17 protein-coding genes are annotated in these 17,196 nt (G+C 67.4%); 12 read left to right on the top strand and 5 right to left on the bottom strand.

Annotated features, from left to right (window positions below):
- Positions 1–5: 5 nt before the first annotated feature.
- Positions 6–1,514 (bottom strand): PucR family transcriptional regulator, encoded by a 1,509-nt coding sequence (locus ACWEKS_RS29420; RefSeq protein ID WP_452343085.1) that lies wholly within the window; start codon positions 1,512–1,514, stop codon positions 6–8.
- 164 nt (positions 1,515–1,678) lie between these two features.
- On the opposite strand from ACWEKS_RS29420, the gene uraD reads away from it, so the two are divergent.
- From uraD to ACWEKS_RS29365, 11 genes are all read left to right on the top strand, one after another.
- Complete coding sequence (gene uraD / locus ACWEKS_RS29415) at positions 1,679–2,194, top strand: 2-oxo-4-hydroxy-4-carboxy-5-ureidoimidazoline decarboxylase (protein WP_452343084.1); 516 nt, start codon at positions 1,679–1,681, stop codon at positions 2,192–2,194.
- A complete protein-coding gene (gene uraH, locus ACWEKS_RS29410; protein ID WP_452343083.1) occupies positions 2,191–2,490 on the top strand; it encodes a hydroxyisourate hydrolase in 300 nt (99 codons plus the stop codon). The genes uraD and uraH overlap by 4 nt, the downstream gene beginning before the upstream one ends.
- A gap of 136 nt (positions 2,491–2,626) precedes the next feature.
- Positions 2,627–3,406: an FAD binding domain-containing protein gene (locus ACWEKS_RS29405; RefSeq protein ID WP_452343173.1), complete on the top strand. Its 780-nt coding sequence runs from the start codon at positions 2,627–2,629 to the stop codon at positions 3,404–3,406.
- Entirely contained in the window at positions 3,406–3,879 is a 474-nt protein-coding gene (locus ACWEKS_RS29400) for a (2Fe-2S)-binding protein (protein ID WP_452343082.1), read from the top strand. The genes ACWEKS_RS29405 and ACWEKS_RS29400 overlap by 1 nt, the downstream gene beginning before the upstream one ends.
- The gene (locus tag ACWEKS_RS29395) at positions 3,876–5,228 is read left to right on the top strand and encodes an 8-oxoguanine deaminase (protein ID WP_452343081.1); all 1,353 of its coding nucleotides are present in this window, start codon (positions 3,876–3,878) and stop codon (positions 5,226–5,228) included. Before ACWEKS_RS29400 ends, ACWEKS_RS29395 begins: the two co-directional genes overlap by 4 nt.
- Positions 5,225–7,558: a xanthine dehydrogenase family protein molybdopterin-binding subunit gene (locus ACWEKS_RS29390; RefSeq protein WP_452343080.1), complete on the top strand. Its 2,334-nt coding sequence runs from the start codon at positions 5,225–5,227 to the stop codon at positions 7,556–7,558. Before ACWEKS_RS29395 ends, ACWEKS_RS29390 begins: the two co-directional genes overlap by 4 nt.
- 134 nt (positions 7,559–7,692) lie before the next feature.
- Entirely contained in the window at positions 7,693–9,129 is a 1,437-nt protein-coding gene (locus ACWEKS_RS29385) for an NCS2 family permease (RefSeq protein WP_379390497.1), read from the top strand.
- A 2-nt stretch (positions 9,130–9,131) separates the two neighbouring features.
- Positions 9,132–10,247: an XdhC family protein gene (locus ACWEKS_RS29380; protein WP_452343079.1), complete on the top strand. Its 1,116-nt coding sequence runs from the start codon at positions 9,132–9,134 to the stop codon at positions 10,245–10,247.
- Positions 10,248–10,277: 30 nt separating this feature from the next.
- A complete protein-coding gene (locus ACWEKS_RS29375; RefSeq protein WP_452343078.1) occupies positions 10,278–10,661 on the top strand; it encodes an allophanate hydrolase-related protein in 384 nt (127 codons plus the stop codon).
- Positions 10,658–11,455, top strand: coding sequence for a hydroxypyruvate isomerase family protein (locus ACWEKS_RS29370; protein ID WP_452343077.1), 798 nt, complete (start codon positions 10,658–10,660; stop codon positions 11,453–11,455). Before ACWEKS_RS29375 ends, ACWEKS_RS29370 begins: the two co-directional genes overlap by 4 nt.
- The gene (locus tag ACWEKS_RS29365) at positions 11,452–11,622 is read left to right on the top strand and encodes a hypothetical protein (protein ID WP_452343076.1); all 171 of its coding nucleotides are present in this window, start codon (positions 11,452–11,454) and stop codon (positions 11,620–11,622) included. The genes ACWEKS_RS29370 and ACWEKS_RS29365 overlap by 4 nt, the downstream gene beginning before the upstream one ends.
- A 56-nt stretch (positions 11,623–11,678) precedes the next feature.
- Here ACWEKS_RS29365 and ACWEKS_RS29360 read toward each other — a convergent pair whose 3' ends face one another.
- Together ACWEKS_RS29360 and ACWEKS_RS29355 are read right to left on the bottom strand one after the other, a co-directional pair.
- Entirely contained in the window at positions 11,679–11,969 is a 291-nt protein-coding gene (locus ACWEKS_RS29360; RefSeq protein WP_452343075.1) for a hypothetical protein, read from the bottom strand.
- Positions 11,970–12,305: 336 nt separating this feature from the next.
- A complete protein-coding gene (locus tag ACWEKS_RS29355) occupies positions 12,306–13,433 on the bottom strand; it encodes a lycopene cyclase family protein (protein WP_452343074.1) in 1,128 nt (375 codons plus the stop codon).
- A gap of 88 nt (positions 13,434–13,521) precedes the next feature.
- Between ACWEKS_RS29355 and ACWEKS_RS29350 the strand changes: the two genes are divergently transcribed.
- On the top strand, positions 13,522–14,490 hold the full coding sequence (locus tag ACWEKS_RS29350) for a hypothetical protein (protein WP_452343073.1): 969 nt from the start codon (positions 13,522–13,524) through the stop codon (positions 14,488–14,490).
- A gap of 66 nt (positions 14,491–14,556) precedes the next feature.
- Here ACWEKS_RS29350 and ACWEKS_RS29345 read toward each other — a convergent pair whose 3' ends face one another.
- Both ACWEKS_RS29345 and ACWEKS_RS29340 read right to left on the bottom strand, forming a co-directional pair.
- The gene (locus ACWEKS_RS29345) at positions 14,557–15,321 is read right to left on the bottom strand and encodes an SDR family oxidoreductase (protein ID WP_452343072.1); all 765 of its coding nucleotides are present in this window, start codon (positions 15,319–15,321) and stop codon (positions 14,557–14,559) included.
- Between the two features lie 421 nt (positions 15,322–15,742).
- The gene (locus ACWEKS_RS29340; protein WP_452343071.1) at positions 15,743–16,270 is read right to left on the bottom strand and encodes a hypothetical protein; all 528 of its coding nucleotides are present in this window, start codon (positions 16,268–16,270) and stop codon (positions 15,743–15,745) included.
- Between the last annotated feature and the right edge of the window lie 926 nt (positions 16,271–17,196).

Raw genomic sequence — 17,196 nt, 5'->3', positions numbered from 1 at the left:
TACGCTCACCGCAGGGCGAGGGCGAGGAAGAAGTCGACGCGGTCCTCGAGCCGGGACAGGTCGCGGTTGGTGAGTTCCTCGATGCGCTGAATGCGGTAGCGCAGCGTATTCACGTGCAGGTGCAGCAGATCCGCGCACTTGGTCCAGGAGCCCGACACCTCCAGGAAGGTCTCCAGGGTGTGCACCAGATCGGCGCGATTGTCCTGGTCGTAGACCCGCAGCGGATCCAGCAGCCGCACCCGGAACATGCGCCGGACCTCGTCGGGGACGCTGGCCAGCAGCAGCATGTGGGTGGCGAGTTCGTCGTGGCGGACCACGCTGGTGGGCTGCTGCCGTTCGGCGGCCATGCGCCGGGCGTAGCGGGCCTCCTCGACCGCGCCGCGCAGCCCCTCGCCGTCGACCGCGCCGCTGATGCCGACCGAGAGCCGGCTCAGTTGCAATCCGGGTTCGAGGGCTTCGATGGCCCGGTGGATGCGGTCGTCCAGGGCCTTGTCGTCGCCGAGGGCGACCAGCAGGATGACCTCGCCGTCGACAACACCGACGGCAGGGCTTCTGCCGTAAAGGATTTCGCGCAATACGGCGCGCAACTCACCGGGCCGCACGGCCCCGGAGTCCGCGGTCGCGGCGACCGCGAGGTAGCGGTCGGACAGTCCCAGCCCGGTCAACTCCAGCCGGGAGATGATGTCGGCGGATTTGGCGTCGGACATGATCAGCTCGATCAGTTCCTGGGCCAGCCGCCCCTCGGCGCTGTGCCGATCGTCCTGCCGGGCTCGTTCGAGGGACACCACCGCGGCCAGTTCCCCGATGAGGGCCCGCCGCTCCTCGGGCCAGTCCTTGTAGTCGCTCTCGAACACCAGGAACCAGTCCGCGATGCGTGAGGTTCCGTCGGCGTCCACCGCGAACAGCGAGTACCGCACCTGATTGTGGGAAAGCACATGCGGCAGCCGCCGCGCGCCCAGGAACGCCGACCGCACCTGTTCGGGCAGGTCCCGGGTCGGCCCGGCCACCACGCGGCCGAGTGCCGACACCACCCAGCAGCGGGTGCCCAGCGTGCGATGCACCAGGTCGAGCACCGAATCCAGCCCGCCGCCGGACACGAGTTGCCGGTGCCGGTCCAGGATCGCGCTGAGGTCGGCGGCCCGTCCGGACGACAGTTTCCGGTTGATCTGCTCGGTGACGGTGGCGAAGGCGATCTGCTCCTCGACCCGGAACAGCGGGATTCGGTGTTTCTTGCAAGCCGCGACGAGATCGTCGGGCGCTCCGCCGTACAGCGCGTCACCCGCGGCGAGCGCGGCCACCCGGGCGCGGGCGAGCGCGCTCACGAAGGTCTCGCTGTCCTCGAGGGAATGCCGCCATTGCAGTCCGGTCAGGACGAATTCGCCGCCGGAGAGGTATCGACCGGGATCGAGCATGTCGGTGGTTACCACCCAGCGTACGAAGCGGTCCAGCTCGTCCTCTCCGGTGACGAGCCGCAAGCCCAGATCGTGCATGGTGAGCAGGGAACGTAACCGCATGATGCCCGAGGCTAACAGTCGGTGACGGCCCGGTTACCGAACTTGGATGTAACTACGAACGCGCCCCTGTGAAGCAGGCCACAGGTTCGGAGGTCTCGTCCTTTCGAGCATGACCGCCCGCCGGGTTAAGTGGTTGACACACGCCGAAGACGGATGGAGGTCGGATGTCGAGTCGCCTGGAATGGCTCGGTTCGCTGCCCCTGGAAGAGGCCGAGACGCACCTGCTGACCTGCAATGCGTCGCGGACCTGGGCACGCAAGATGGTGGCGAACAGACCGTACGCGGACGAGTCGAGTCTGATCGCCGCGGCGGTGACCGGGGTCACCGAGCTGAGTTGGACCGATGTCGAGGAGGCGCTGTCGGCGCACCCCCGGATCGGGGAGCGCACGGCCGCCGCCCACCAGTCCGAGCGTGAGGCGCAGTGGTCCGCCGACGAACAGTCCGGAGCCTCCGCCGCCGACGATCAGGTGAAGGCCGACCTGGCCTCCTGGAACGTGACCTACGAGGAACACTTCGGCCATGTCTTCCTGATCCGGGCCGCCGGGCGCAGCGCCACCGAGATGCTCTCGGAGCTCCAGCGCCGTCTCGGCAACTCGGTCGCCGATGAGCAGCTGACGGTCCGCCGCGAGCTCGCCGACATCACCGGCCTGCGGATCCGGAAGCTCCTGGAGGACGAATGAGTCTGTCCACCCACGTGCTCAATGCTGCGACCGGACGCCCGGCCGCGGGCATGGCGGTGCGGCTGGAGAGCGCGGCGGGGGAGATCCTCGCCGAGCGCCACACCGATGACGACGGCCGGATCAAGGATCTGCCCGCCCCGGGCGCCGGTGCGCACCGCCTGATCTTCGGCACCTCCGGTGTCAGCCCGTTCTATCCCACGGTGACCATCGATTTCCTGGTCACCGATCCGGATGAGCACTACCACGTACCCCTGCTGTTGAGCCCCTACTCCTTCTCTACGTACCGGGGCAGCTGAGTGCTGTCGTACCTGCGTCGAACCGATATCTAGAGGATTGCAATGGATTTCCTACAACCGGGAAGCTGGGCCGAAGCGCTCCAGCTGAAAGCGGAAACGCCCCGAGGCGGTTCCGATTCAGGGCGGCACCGACGTGATGGTCGAGCTGAACTTCGACCGGCACCGTCCGGCCGCCATTCTGGACCTGAACCCGTGCCGTGAGGTCTTCACCGTCGACGAGCAGGAGGACGGCCGGATCCGGCTGGGCTCCGGCGTCCCGTTCGTGAAGATCATCAACCGGTATCAGGACCGCCTGCCCGGTCTGGCCCAGGCGTCGCGCACTGTGGGTTCTCCGCAGATCCGCAATCGCGGCACCGTCGGCGGCAATCTGGGCGGCGCCTCGCCCGCCGGTGACGCCCACCCGGCCCTGCTGGCCGGCAATGCCGTGGTCGAGGTCGAGTCGGCCGCCCGCGGCACCCGCATGATCGACATCGACGACTTCTACGTCTGGGTCAAGAAGAACGCGCTCGAGCCGGACGAGCTGATTCGCGCCGTGTGGCTGAAGCCCGCCAGCGGCCCCCAGTACTTCTCGAAGGTCGGCACCCGCAACGCCATGGTGATCGCGGTGTGCTCGTTCTCCGTTGCGCTGCACGCGGATTCGCGGACAGTCGGCGCGGGCATCGGCTCGGCCGGTCCGACCCCGATCCGTCCGGTGGAGGCGCAGGACTTCCTGGCCGCCAACCTGGACTGGGACAACGGCGGCGCGCTGAACGACGAGCTGGCCCGCGAGTTCGGCCGTCTGGTCGGCGCCGCGGCCAAGCCCATCGACGATGTGCGCGGCACCGCCGACTACCGCCGGCACGCGCTGTCGGTGATGGCCCGCCGGACCCTCGGCTGGGCGTGGAACGACTACACCGCGGAGAGGAGGGCGGCCTGATGCGTATCAACTTCACCGTCAACGGATCCCAGGAAACCGCCGACGACATCTGGGAAGGCGAGAGCCTGCTGTACCTGCTGCGTGAGCGGGTCGGCCTCCCCGGCTCCAAGAACGCCTGCGAGCAGGGCGAATGTGGTTCCTGCACCGTTTATCTGGACGGCACCCCGGTCTGCTCGTGCCTGGTGGCCGCCGGTCAGGTGGAGGGCCGCTCGGTCCGCACCGTCGAGGGCCTGGCCGACGGCGACAAGCTGGACCCCATGCAGCAGGCCTTCATGGAGGCCGGCGCGGTCCAGTGTGGTTTCTGCACACCGGGTCTGATCGTGCAGGCGCACGACCTGATCGACCGGGTGCCGAACCCGTCGGACGTCGAGATCCGTGAGGCGCTCGCCGGAAACCTGTGCCGCTGTACGGGTTACGAGAAGATTCTGGATGCCGTTCGCCTGGCGGCCGAGCGGAAGGCTGCCGCCAAATGAGCAAGCTGGTCATTGAAAACGCTTATATCGCACCGGTTGTCGGTGCGGAGATCCCGAACGGCTATCTGGTCGTCGGCGACGACGGCCGGATCGAAGCTCTCGGTGCAGGACCTGCGCCGATGGTGGTGGGTGCTGAACGCCTCTCCGGCACCGGCTGCCTGGTGACCCCGGGCCTGGTGAATACCCACCACCACCTCTACCAGTGGGCCACCCAGGGCCTGTTCCAGGACGCCACCCTGTTCGAGTGGCTGACCGGCCTGTACCGCCTGTGGGCCACCATGGACGCCGAGATCGTCTACGGCGCGGCGTCGGCGGGCCTGGGCTGGCTCGCGCTGACCGGCACCACCACCTCCACCGATCACCACTACGTGTTCCCCAAGGGCCGTGGCGATCTGTTCGAGGCCGAGGTGCGTGCCGCTCGCGAGCTGGGCATCCGCTTCCATCCGTGCCGCGGGTCCATGGACCGCGGTCAGTCGCACGGTGGCCTGCCGCCGGACGAGGTGGTCGAGAACCGCGAAGAGATCCTCCTCAACACCGAGGAGATCATCCGCACGTACCACGACCCGTCCTTCGACTCCATGCTGCGCGTGGCCGTCGCCCCCTGCTCGCCGTTCTCGGTGTCCGAGGGCCTGATGGTCGATTCGGCCGCGCTGGCCCGCCAGCACGGCGTGCGCCTGCACACCCACCTCGCCGAGACCCTCGACGAGGAAGAGCACTGCATCGAGCAGATGGGTTGCACCCCGGTCGAATACATGGAGAAGCTGGGCTGGCTCGGCGACGACGTGTGGTTCGCCCACGCGGTGCACCTGCACGACAAGGACATCGCGGCGTTCGCGAAGACCGGCACCGGTTCCGCGCACTGCCCGACCTCCAATGCCCGGCTGGGCGCGGGCATCGCGCGAGTGATGGATCTGCTCGCCGCCGGTGCGCCCGTCGGTCTCGGCGTGGACGGCGCGGCCTCCTCCGAGCTGACCTCCATGGCCGGGGAAATGCGGCAGGCCATGCTGTTCCAGCGCGCCGTGCACGGCCCCCGCGCCATGACCGCGCGGCAGGCCCTCGAGGTCGGCACCCTGGGCGGCGCCCGGAACCTGGGCCGCCAGAACGAGATCGGTTCCCTCGAGGTCGGCAAGCTCGCCGATATCGCGGTCTGGAAGGTGGACGGCTTCCGTGCCGCCATCGAGGACCCGGTGTGCTCGCTGGTGTTCGGCCCGCAGCCGCCGCTGGCGCGCCTGCTGGTGGGCGGCAACACCGTCGTGGAGAACGACGAGCTGAAGACCATGCCGCACGACGCGGTCGGCCAGGCCGGCGTCGCCGCGCGCAAGCGAATCATGAAGCAGGAGAACCGATGACCATCACACGCACCACTCGGTTCCCCACGGATGTGGCGGTCCCGGGCAAGGGCGGGATCGGCGAGAGCCCGCTCCGCCCGGACGGCACCCTCAAGGTGAAGGGCGAATTCGCCTACTCCTCGGACCTGTGGATGGACGGCATGCTCTGGGGCGCGACCCTGCGCAGCCCGCACGCCCGCGCCAAACTCGTCAGCGTCGACACCAGCAAGGCCCTCGCCATGACCGGCGTGCACGCCGTGCTCACCCACGAGGACGTGCCGGGCCGCAAGGTCTACGGCCTCGACCACACCTGGGACCAGCCGGTACTGGCATTCGACGAGGTGCGCCATCACGGCGAGGCCATCGCCCTGGTCGCCGCCGACCACCCCGAGATCGCCCGGCGCGCCGTCGCCGCCATCGAGGTGGAATACGAAGTGCTGGAACCGATCACGGACCCGATGGCCGTCGTCGAGGACCCGGTCGGGCTGGCCGTGCAGTCGCGCGGCGGCATCGCCCGCTACCAGCCGGTGCGCTCCGGCGACATCGAGATCGGCAAGGCCCTCGCCACCGTCGTGGTCTCCGAGGAGTTCGAGGTCGGCATGCAGGACCAGGCCTTCCTGGGCCCGGAGTCCGGCATGGTCATCCCGAACGAGGACGGCTCGCTCGATTTCTATGTCGCGACGCAGTGGCTGCACTGGGACCTCACCCAGATCGGCCCGTGCCTGGGTCTGGACGAGGACCAGATCCGCATGACCATGTCCGGCGTCGGCGGCGCGTTCGGCGGCCGCGAGGACCTGTCCATGCAGATCCACGCCGGCATGCTGGCCATGCGCACCGGCAAGCCGATCAAGATGATGTACAACCGCGAGGAGTCGTTCTTCGGGCACGTGCATCGCCACCCGGCGAAGATGCGCTACGAATTCGGCGCCACCGCGACCGGAAAGATCACCTACGCCAAGGTTCTCATCGTTCTCGACGGCGGCGCGTACACCTCGGCCACCCAGAACGTGATCGGCAATGCCGCCTCGCTGGCGCTGGGCCCCTACGAGGTCCCGCACCTGGAGATCGACGCCTACGGTGTCTACACCAACAACCCGGTCTGCGGCGCCATGCGCGGATTCGGTGTCGTGCAGGCGTGTTTCGCGCACGAGTCCATGATGGACAAGCTCGCCGAGGCCCTCGACATGGATCCGGTCACGGTCCGTCAGGTCAATGCCGTCTCGCAGGGCTCCACGCTCGCCACCGGCCAGGTCGTGCACGCGCCGACCCCGCTGAAGGAGATGCTCGACAGCCTGCGCGACATGGAACTGCCGGAGTCCGTGGACACCTCGGACATCCGCAACCTGCCCGGCGGTGCGTCGCAGACCACCCACGGCGAGGGCGTGTACCGCGGCGTCGGCTACGGCGTCGGCATCAAGAACATCTGCTTCTCCGAGGGTTTCGACGACTACTCGACCGCCCGGGTGCGCCTGGAGGTGATCGGCGGCGAGCCGGTCGCGCTGGTGCACACCGCCGGCGCGGAGGTCGGCCAGGGTCTGATCACCCTCGAGGCGCAGATCGCGCGCACCGAGCTCGCCATCGAGCGGGTGGTCAGCCACCCCTCGGACAACAATGTCGGCAGTTCGGGTTCCTCGTCCGCGTCGCGTCAGTCGTACATGACCGGCGGCGCGGTGATGACCGCCTGCCGCGCGGTGGCCGACGAGCTGTTCGTGCTGGCGCGCAAGAAGTTCGACGTGCACGGCTTCATGCGGCTCGAGGGCGGCAAGGTCGTCAAGAACAACGGTGAAGTGGTCGCGGCCATCGAGGATGTGCTCGGCGACGACGTCATCGATCTGACCCGTGAATACCACCACCAGCCGACCACCGGTATGGACAAGGTGACCGGTCAGGGCTCCAGCCACACCCAGCTCGCGGTCTGCGTGCACCGGGCAGTGGTGGATGTCGACACCGAACTCGGACTGGTCAAAGTCGTTGCCCTGGACGCCGTTCAGGACGTCGGCAAGATCATGAACCGGCTTTCGCTGGAAGGCCAGATCCACGGCGGCTCCATTCAGGGCCTGGGTCTGGCGGTTATGGAGGAAATTCAGGTCACCAACGGCAAGGTGCGGAACCCGTCCTTCACGGACTATCTGATTCCCACCATTCTCGATACACCCCCGCAGAAGCTGGAGATCCTGGAGAACCCGGACCCGCACGCCCCCTACGGCCTGCGCGGCGCGGGTGAACCGCCCACTCTCTCGTCCACGCCTGCGATCGCCGCAGCGATTCGCGATGCCTGCCGCAAGCGGGGCGGCACAGGCAACATCAACCGCGTGCCCGTGCGTCCGGAAGACATCATCCGGAACAGTTGATTAACAGGGGCAGATCGCGCTGCTCGACATCGTGGAGCGCGATAGGGACCCCACAACAAGCATCACCGAATCCGCGGCCCGGGATACCCCAGCACCCCGGGCCGCTGGTCGGCTACGCCCATAGGAGGGCAGCCATGACCCAGACTCAGTCACCGATCACCACCCCGGAAACGCGGGGTTCTGCGCTCGAAAAGTTCTTCAGGCTATCGGAGCGCAAGACCACCATATCGCGTGAAATCCGTGGCGGCATCACCACATTCGTCGCTATGGCGTATGTCATATTGCTGGTTCCGCTAATTCTCGGCGGCGTCACCGACGCGCACGGGGACAAGCTCAGTATCGCTCAGCTGACCACCACGACCGCCTTCTCCGCCGGCCTGACCACCGTCCTCATGGGCGTGGTCGGCAATGTGCCCCTCGCATTGGCCGCCGGCCTCGGTCTGGTCCCCGTCGTCGCCTATCAGGCCGCACCCCATATGACCTGGCCGCAGGCCATGGGCCTGGTGGTGCTGATGGGCATCGTCATCGTCATCCTGGCCGCCACCGGCCTGCGGACGATGATCATCAATGCCATTCCGCTGGCCATGAAGAACGCCATCGGCGTCGGCATCGGCATGTTCATCGCCATGATCGGCCTGGTCTCCTCCGGCGTGGTGGGACACGGTGCGCCCGGCGGGCCACCGGTAACACTGGGAGTCGAAGGACATCTGGCCGGTTGGCCCACGGTGATCTTCGCGGTCGGCCTGTTGCTGATGCTCGCCCTGTTCATCCGCAAGGTGCCGGGCGCGATCCTGATCAGCATCGCCATCTCGACCGTGCTGGCGATCATCGTCAACGCCATGGCGACCATCGACCCCAAGGCGTGGGGCACCGTCGTCCCCGAGAAGCCGAAATCGCTGTTCGCTTCGCCGGATTTCGGTCTGATCGGTCACATCGACCTGTTCGGCGGCTTCGCCACCGCGGGTGCGGTCACCGCCACGGTGGTGCTGTTCACGCTGGTGCTGACCGGCTTCTTCGACGCCATGGGAACGGTTTTCGGCGTCTGTGACGAGGCGGGCCTGGTGGACGAGAAGGGTCAGGTGCCCGGCATGGGCAAGATCCTCACCACCGACGGTGTCGCCCAGATCGTCGGCGGCCTGTCCGGCGGCGCGGGATCCACGGTGTACGTCGAGTCCGCGACGGGTGTCGGTGAGGGCGCCCGTACCGGTCTGGCCAGCGTCATCTCCGGCGGATTGTTCTGTGCCGCCATCTTCTTCACCCCGATCGCGGCCGTGGTGCCGATTCAGGCCGCCGCTCCCGCCCTGGTGCTGGTCGGCGCGCTCATGATGACGCAGGCCCGCAAGATCGACTGGAACGATCTCGAGGTCGCCGTGCCGGCCTTCATCACGATCGTGCTCATGCCGTTCACCTACTCGATCACGAACGGTGTCGGTGCGGGCCTGATCGCCTACACGGTGATCAAGCTCGCTCGCGGTAAGTACCGCGAAATCCATTGGCTGGTGGCCGTGGTGAGCGTCGTCTTCGTCGCCTACTTCGGTATCAACGGCATCGAATTGGCGCTGGGAGGCTAGTCATGCGCGACATCGCGGCACAACTCTTGGAATGGCATGCGGCGGGCAAGGATTACGCCGTGGCCTCCATCATCGGGATCGGCGGCTCCGCGCCCCGTCCGATCGGCGCGGCCCTGGCCGTGGATGCCGACGGCACCGTCATCGGGAGCATTTCCGGCGGCTGTGTCGAGGGTGCGGTCTACGAGTTGTGCCGCGAGTCGCTGCGAACGGGAGAACCGCTCCGGGAGACCTTCGGCTACAGCGATACCGACGCTTTCGCGGTCGGATTGACCTGTGGCGGAACGATTCAGGTGTTCGTCCAGTCGGTGACCGAGTCCAATCGCGATGCGGTGGAGAAGGTCCTGCGAGCTGAGGGGGAGGCCGTGGCCATGGTCCGCGACCTCGACAGCGGCGCCGTCATGGCGCTGGGCACCTGGTGGACCTCCGGAGCCGAATTCGACGAACGGGTGGTGGCCGAAGCCCAGGCCATGCTCGACGCCGGCACGACCGCGGTGCGCACCGTCGGGTGCGGTGACGCGGAGGTCACGGTTTTCGTGGAATCCCATGTGCCGCCGCCGCGGATGATCGTCTTCGGGGCGATCGACTTCGCGGCCGCGGTCGCCAGAATCGGCAAGTTCCTCGGCTATCACGTCACCGTCTGCGATGCCCGGGAGGTCTTCGCCACCCGCGCCCGCTTCCCCGACGCGGACGAGGTGGTCGTGGAATGGCCGAACAAGTATTTGGCGCGGACCCAGGTGGATGCCCGGACCGTGCTGTGTGTGCTCACTCACGACGCCAAATTCGACGTGCCGCTACTGGAGGTGGCGCTTCGACTGCCGGTGGCGTTCGTGGGTGCGATGGGATCCCGGCGGACGCACGAGGACCGTCTCCAGCGGCTTCGTGCGGTCGGGATGACGAATGCCGAACTGGCGCGGCTGAAGTCGCCCATCGGACTCGATCTCGGCGGGCGGACTCCGGAGGAGACAGCCGTCTCCATCGCCGCCGAGATCGTGGCGGTCCGCCGTGGGGGCACCGGAATGCCTCTGGGCACCTACGGCGGACCGATCCATCGCGATGCGATCGCGGTACCGGAGGTGACCGTCCCGGACTCGCCGGACGCCCTCCGGCTCACCGCCTGACTGCTGTCGACCGAAAAGGGAACCACGGCAATGCCTTTGATCTTCCTGAACGGGGGTGCCATGCGCGGCGGACCCCTGAACCACCTGCTCGAGGGTGCGCCCTGCGCCGGGGAGGTCAGGACCGCGCCGCACTACCGCTTCTATTCGGTCGGCGACCGCTTCCCCGGCCTGCATCCGGTGGCCTACGGCGGCGCGCCCATCGCGGGCGAGCTGTTCGAGGTGCCGATGCAGGTGCTGCGCACCCGCCTGCTCCCGGCCGAGCCGCCGGAGCTGGAACTGGGTGTGATTGCCTTGGACGACAACCGCTCGGTGCTGTCCATGCTGTTGCGCCGCCCGATCATTTCCTACCCGCAGCTCATCGACATCACCGATTTCGGTAGCTGGCATACCTACAGGGAGGAAACGACCCGATGAAGTACACCGCCGACGGTGCTCTGCGGAAATTCGACGTGCACTGCTCGATCCTGTTCACCGATCTGCCGCTGCTGGAGCGTCCGGCGGCGGCGAAGGCGGCCGGGTTCGACGCGGTCGAGTTCTGGTGGCCCTTCGGCGAGAACCCGGTGCCCGGGGACAAGGAGGTCGACGCGTTCGTCTCCGCGGTGTCCGATGCCGGAGTGCGGCTGGTCGGGTTGAACTTCATCGATCTGGTGCCTGCCGGGCGGGGACTGGTGTCCGTGCCCGGGCGGGAGGCCGAATTCCGGGACAATATCGATGTCACCGTGGGCATCGCCGAGCGGCTGGGATGCCGGTCGTTGAATGCCCTGTACGGGAACCGGATTCCCGGTGTGGACCCGGCGGTGCAGGACGAGCTGGCTGTGGAGAACCTGCGACTGGCCGCGTGCGCCGCCGCGGGCATCGATGCGCAGGTGGTGCTCGAGGCACTGAATTCCATCGAGTCGCCGGACTATCCGATCGTCTCGGCGGCGCGCGCCCTACAGGTGATCGATGCGGTCGGCGAACCCAATCTCCGGTTCCTCTGCGACCTGTACCATCTCGCGCGCATGGGTGCGGACCTGTTCGGCGTGATCGCCGAGTACACGCCCCGGATCGGGCACGTGCAGATCGCGGATGCGCCCGCGCGCAGCCGGCCCGGCACCGGAACCCTCGATTTCGAGGCCCTCTTCGCCGCCCTGGACGCCGCCGGATACGACGGCTGGATCGGGCTGGAATACCAGGACCCCGACCGTGATTGGAGCTGGATCGAGTGAGCGTCGTGCTGAGCGGTCCGGGCTCGTGGACACCGCAGGGGCACTGTGCGTCGGCGCTGCCGCCCGGCTGGGTGGTGGAGCGGTTCACCGTGCAGTTGCCGGTCGTCGGACGCACGCGGCATCGCCACGAGCGAGTGGGACTGACGGCCACGAGCGAGTGGGGCTGACCTCGCTTCATGGCGCGGGAGCCGCTGACCGATGAGGGGCCGGCGGCTCCCGTGCGTCACTGCGTCAACGCCCGATCGATGACCACGGCGTACATCGCTGTCTCCCAGGGCTCCGGCTCGGCACCCATGAGGATCTCGTCCAGGAGTGGCGCTCGCGCCAGGCTTCCCGCGCCGTAGTGGCCGGAGGCGCGCGCACTGGCGATGACCGCGTAGATGACGGTGGCATACACCTCGGACCGTTCCGCGAGCACGACACCGTCCTTCGCCTCGAAACGCCGCAACCGATCCTCGACCGCGTCTATCACATCCTGCAGCGTTCGAATCTCGATGTCACTCTGGTCGTCCACGTCCCACCCCGTTCGTTCTGCGGTGCGATTCACCGAAAAGAAATGTCCTGGCCTGCAATTTGATCGGGCAGATTGTGATCGGGCATTCGGCGTGCGCTTTCTGCGCGGCGAGCGCATCAGAAACGGTCATCCTCGGCAGTGCACGGTGACTGGATCGTGGAAGGTCGAACATCGTTGGAACCTCCCCTATTCGGGATTGCGACCCCACCAGCAGACCATCAGCGACTGCTTTTGACCGGCAATTCGGGAGAATTCGTGTAGATCAATACCGAACGCGCTCCCGATAACCGTCGACCTACTGCGCTACGCGGGGCCCTCGGCGGATACGGGTGTGGCTCAGGAGGCGTCGGGTGTGCGGCGGGGCGGCCGGGCCACGGCAATGGCGAGTGTGCGCTGTACTCGCCAGGGGAGCGCCGCGAACAGCGACATCATGGCGGCGGCGGTGCCGCGCGGGTCGTCGCGGCCGGAGAGGTAGGCGCGCTGGGATTCGACGGGCAGAGCGAAGAAAGCCTCGAAGAAGAGGGGCAGGTCGGCGGGCGGCAGCGCCAGCAGAGCGCGTAATCCGGCCTGGCGCAGCAGGTGCACAGCGCGCGCCGGACCCGGCCAGAGGGGGTCCCCGGCTACGACGGCATCGGCCATCCGCAGGGAGGTCGCGACGCTGTATCCCGTTGCCGGATGCGTGAAAGCGCCCGCGGACCCGAACGTGCGGGCGTTCGGCCGGCCGCCGTGCACGGGGAACCTGACCCGCTCGACCGGTTCGGTGCCGGTGAGAGTGATTCCCCGGGAACGCAATCGGTGCGTCAGCCGGTCGTGCAGCGTCCGCTGATCCAGCGCCGGGAGCCCGGCCAGGCAGGTCTCCTCCAGCAGGACCCGCTCATCGTCCAGTGGCACCGCGTACAGAAACGACCGGGGCGCATCGGTTTCCGCGCCGTTGTCCGCACGCCAGTCCATGAAATATGTCTCCGGCTCCGGCAGACGGGCCCGGTCCACGATCACCCCGAATGCCGTCTGCTCGGCGAGCCTGGGGGAGCGGGTCACCCCGCGCGCGTCGATGACGCGTCCGGCCGCCAGCACCGAACCGGACGCGAGCCGTACCGACGGCAGATCCAGTCCGTCGTGCCGGTGGCGGGCCGCGGGCGCGATGTCGGTCACGCTGTCCTGCAGGAGCCGCGCCCCCTGCAGGTCCAGCGAATCCTGTAGGCGCGCTGTATCGAAGACGATGTAGCGGCGATCCAGTTCGATGCGGTGCTGCGCCCACACGATCGGGCGGTCGACCGTGGCCCCGACCGCCTCCGGGGCGATCCACTGCGGCAGCTCATCCGCCCAGGCCGCATAGGTGGCCGTCCATCGCCGCCGGGGATGCGGATCGACGATCGTGACCGAGAGTCCGTGCGCCAGCGCGCGGTGGGCGAGGGCTCGCCCCGCCGGGCCCGCACCGCAGATGAGGAGATCATCGGTCACCACGTGATTGGATCATGCCGGGTCGCCCGCCTACGCTTCGGGAATGATGCCGGGCCGGGGAGGGCTCGGGCAGGCCGCGAAAGGTGAGCAGATGACGTATCCACCCGCCGGATTCGGCGGCGATCCCACCGTGCACGGGCAGCCGCCGCAGGATCCGGATCCGGCGTGGTGGGACCACCCCACTCAGCAGGCCGGCAGCCAGCAGCAGGCGTCGCAGCCCGGCTGGCCGGGACAGCAGCAGGCCGACCCGGCAGGCTGGCAGCCGACGCAGACGAATTGGATTGGGCAGCAGGGATATCCGCAGCAGCCGGGGTATCCGCAGGACGCGGGTTACGCGCAGCAGCCGGGCTTCCAGCAGAACCCGGGCTTTCCGCAGCAGCCGGGCTTCCCGCCGCCGCAGCCGCCGAAGTCGAACACCGGCTTGATCATCGGTGTGGTGCTGGGCGCGATCGTGGTGCTCGCGGTCGCCGTCGGCGCGATCGTCCTGGTCTCGAAGAAGGACGACTCCTCGCAGGCCGACGCCACCACGACGACCACCACATCGTTGGCCACCAGCGCCCCGGCCACCACCCGTAGTGCGCCCACCACCTCCAAGTCCGCGCCCGGCGGTAGCCGCTTCAGCTACACCGAATTCGGCAAGGACTGGAACTTCAAACTGGGCGACGTCGCGCTGCAGGCCACCTACGTGTCCGGCCGCGACTACGACTCCTGCGCCCCGATCGAGGAGTCGGGCGCGCTGACCGGCCTCGGGTGCACGCGCGCCTCGGAGATGGCGTGGAAATCCGAGAACGGCGCACTCATGCTGACTCAGCTGGTGCTCACCATGTCCGACGCCGGCAAGGCCTCCAGTGCCGACGGCCAGTTCGATGACCAGGACGTGGTGCTCCCCGACGGCAGCTACATCAAGAACTTCGAAACCGGCAAATGGAAGGATGGTAACCAGGACAAGTTCCTGGTCATCACCGTCGGCACCGCCACCCCGGCCGTCGACGAGGCGACGGTCGAAAAGTACGTGAAGTACCGCCACAGCGACACCCTGGGCGCACTCGCCTTCCGCTGAGCGCTGCGCAACTCGCGCCCGGCACCCATTCCTGGTGCCGGGCGCGAGTTTTCGATGCGCCCAGTGTCAGATGCCGCCGGTGGCCAGCAGGCCGCCATCCACCCGCACGGTCGTGCCGGTGATCCACGACGACTCGTTCGAAGCCAGGAATCCGATCAGCGCCGCCACATCCTCGGGCGACCCCAGCCGCTTCATCGGATAGATGCCCGCCGCGGCCTCTTCGTCGGCCGAGTACAGCGCGTCCGCGAACTTGGTCTTGATCACGCCCGGCGCCACCGCGTTCACCCGGATCTTCGGACCCAGCTGCCACGACAGCTCCTCGGTGAGCCGGATGAGCGCCGCCTTGGACGCCCCGTACGCGGCGATCACGCCGGTGGACCGCAGCCCCGCGACGCTGGCCACATTCACCACCGCGCCCCCGTGCTCACCCATCCACGCCCGGTACGCCTCCTGCACATACCCCAGTGCCGCAACGACATTCACATCGAAGATCTTGCGCACGGCATCCAGATCGGCATCCATCAGCGCCCCGTACACCGGATTGATCCCGGTGTTGTTGATCAGCACATCCAGCGACCCGAACTGCTCGACCGCGGTGGCAACCTGCTCGGCCCGAGCCGCCGCATCGCCCGAATTACCGGCGACCGCGACCACCTTCCCCGGATACCCCAACGCACGCAGCCGCTCGGCCGCCTCCTCCAGCGGCTCCGGCTTCCGGGCCGAAATCACCACATTGGCGCCTCGCCTGAGCAGCTCCGCCGCCACCGCGAACCCGATACCCCGGCTGGCCCCGGTGACCAGCGCGCTCTTACCCGACAAGTCATCACTCATGTGACGGCACGTTACTCGGCAACCGGCGCGGCTTCTTGACCTGCAGGCCGGGTTGTCGTGGGGGTGAAGGATCCGATCCGCTTCGGCGTGGCGGTAGATGCAACGGATCGCGGAGATCATGTTCGTCGCCGCGCCGGGTCCGCCCCGGAATTGCGCCGAACGACGGCGTTCGACCGATGGTGCCGGACCAGCTGATCGATCTCGGTAGCCGTCGGCGAGCTGAGGGGGCCGGTCGGGCCAGGCCCTCTCGATGATGCTCCAGTACGAGCCGTAGGTACTGACTGTCGTTTCCGGCAGAGCCTCACGCAGATGCCGGATATACGCAGAAAAGGTCGGCACCGATACCGCGGCCTGGCTGCGACAAGTCAGATCATCGACTGTGGGCCCCAGCCGCGAGAGTATCTGCAGCGCTGCGTCGACATCATCGGACTTTACGAGATCCCCTGAAGGGGGCTTCGGAATAGTCCCATAGTGCGGCCAGCACCAGATGCGCGGAATACACCAGGATCATCTCGGAGTCTGTGACCGCCGCCATCAGAACTCGATCGTCCGGCATCAGACTGCATCGGGTCCTGACGGACGCCGGCAGGCCAAGGTAGCCGGTCGAGCGGATGGTCCAGCGGCTGTGGACGACCCGCTCCACGATGGCGACACCGTCGATCACGTCTATCGAAATGTACTGGCCGGGGACCCATTTCACGGCTTTGAGCGCAGACCTGTCGGACAAGCGGCCGTGGTCGTTGACTGTTGCGACCGACCAGTGGACCCTGCCGATGGGGCTCGGTGACGGTGTTCGGGGGAACGCGAAGGGTATCGGGGCAAGTACGCCCGCGCTGTGATCGGAGTGAAAGAACCGCTCGATCCCGGTATCTGCGTGGTGGTTTGGATCATCCCCGAAAGAGTTCATGCGCGACAGCTCGGCGTGTGCGGCAGGTGTATCAGAGGTCATGTGGCGACCTCGGTTGGCAGGCTTGCGAGGTCACATCGACCCATTCCGTCTCGAGAAGGCTCGGTACAGATCGTTGGCGCCGTGTCGGGTTGAGCACTCGGTAGACGTGCAGCTGAGGTATCGGATCAGGCCGGTCGAACTCGCTCTCATGGCTTCATGGAAGCGACTCGGCGGTTCGTTGTGCCGGCAGTATGCCGAAAAGTGTTGATGTGGCTTCTTCTCGCGCTAGGGGCGAGTTCGCGATTCCAGGTGGAGCATCGGACTGCCAGGAGAGGGCCTGTCCGGCCCGCACGAACGCCTGGCAGGGTTCTCGGGCTTCCTCAGTGGTCATATCCCACAAGCGCGACCTGTGAATAAGCCTGGGCTGCAAAGGCTGCGCCGTCCAAGTGGGGGCGGGCTTGCTCGGTTGTTGGTCGCGTCCGTTGTTTGTCTATCCAGCGAACGCGAGCGAGAGATTCTCACGCATTCGCGAAGCCGCCTGCGTTCCAGATGATTCCCCGAAACTGAGTCAGCGAGACAGCATGTCGTACAGGGACGCCGGGTGCGGGCTCGTAGGGCCAGAAGCAGTAGCCACACCGGTGGCAGTAGTGGCCAGCTCGCCAAACACTTTGAGCGAGGTTGAGGGGGTGCAACTCGGGGCATTGTGGGTTCGTCCGGATCGGGTTGCTCATACGCGTGACCGCGTGCGGACTGGCCAACTGTCAGCGGATATCAGCAGATCCCAGTTGGTCGGTTCGATGCCGAGCCGGAGGACATCAGTCTTCCGTGCCGGCGGATGCGGCGTATTCGGGCAGCTGGGCGTTGCTGGGTTCGGTGTGTCGAGCGTGGGGTTGTTGAGCGTCATTGGGGATGACGATTTCGGGGGCTGAGTCGTCGTTGGTGTTGCCGATGTGATGTTCGGCGTCGGGTTCGAGTTGATCGTGGTG

Source organism: Nocardia sp. NPDC004711, from assembly GCF_053601595.1.
The sequence above is the reverse complement of the archived record's forward strand: the minus strand, read 5'-3'. Positions and strand labels throughout refer to the sequence as shown.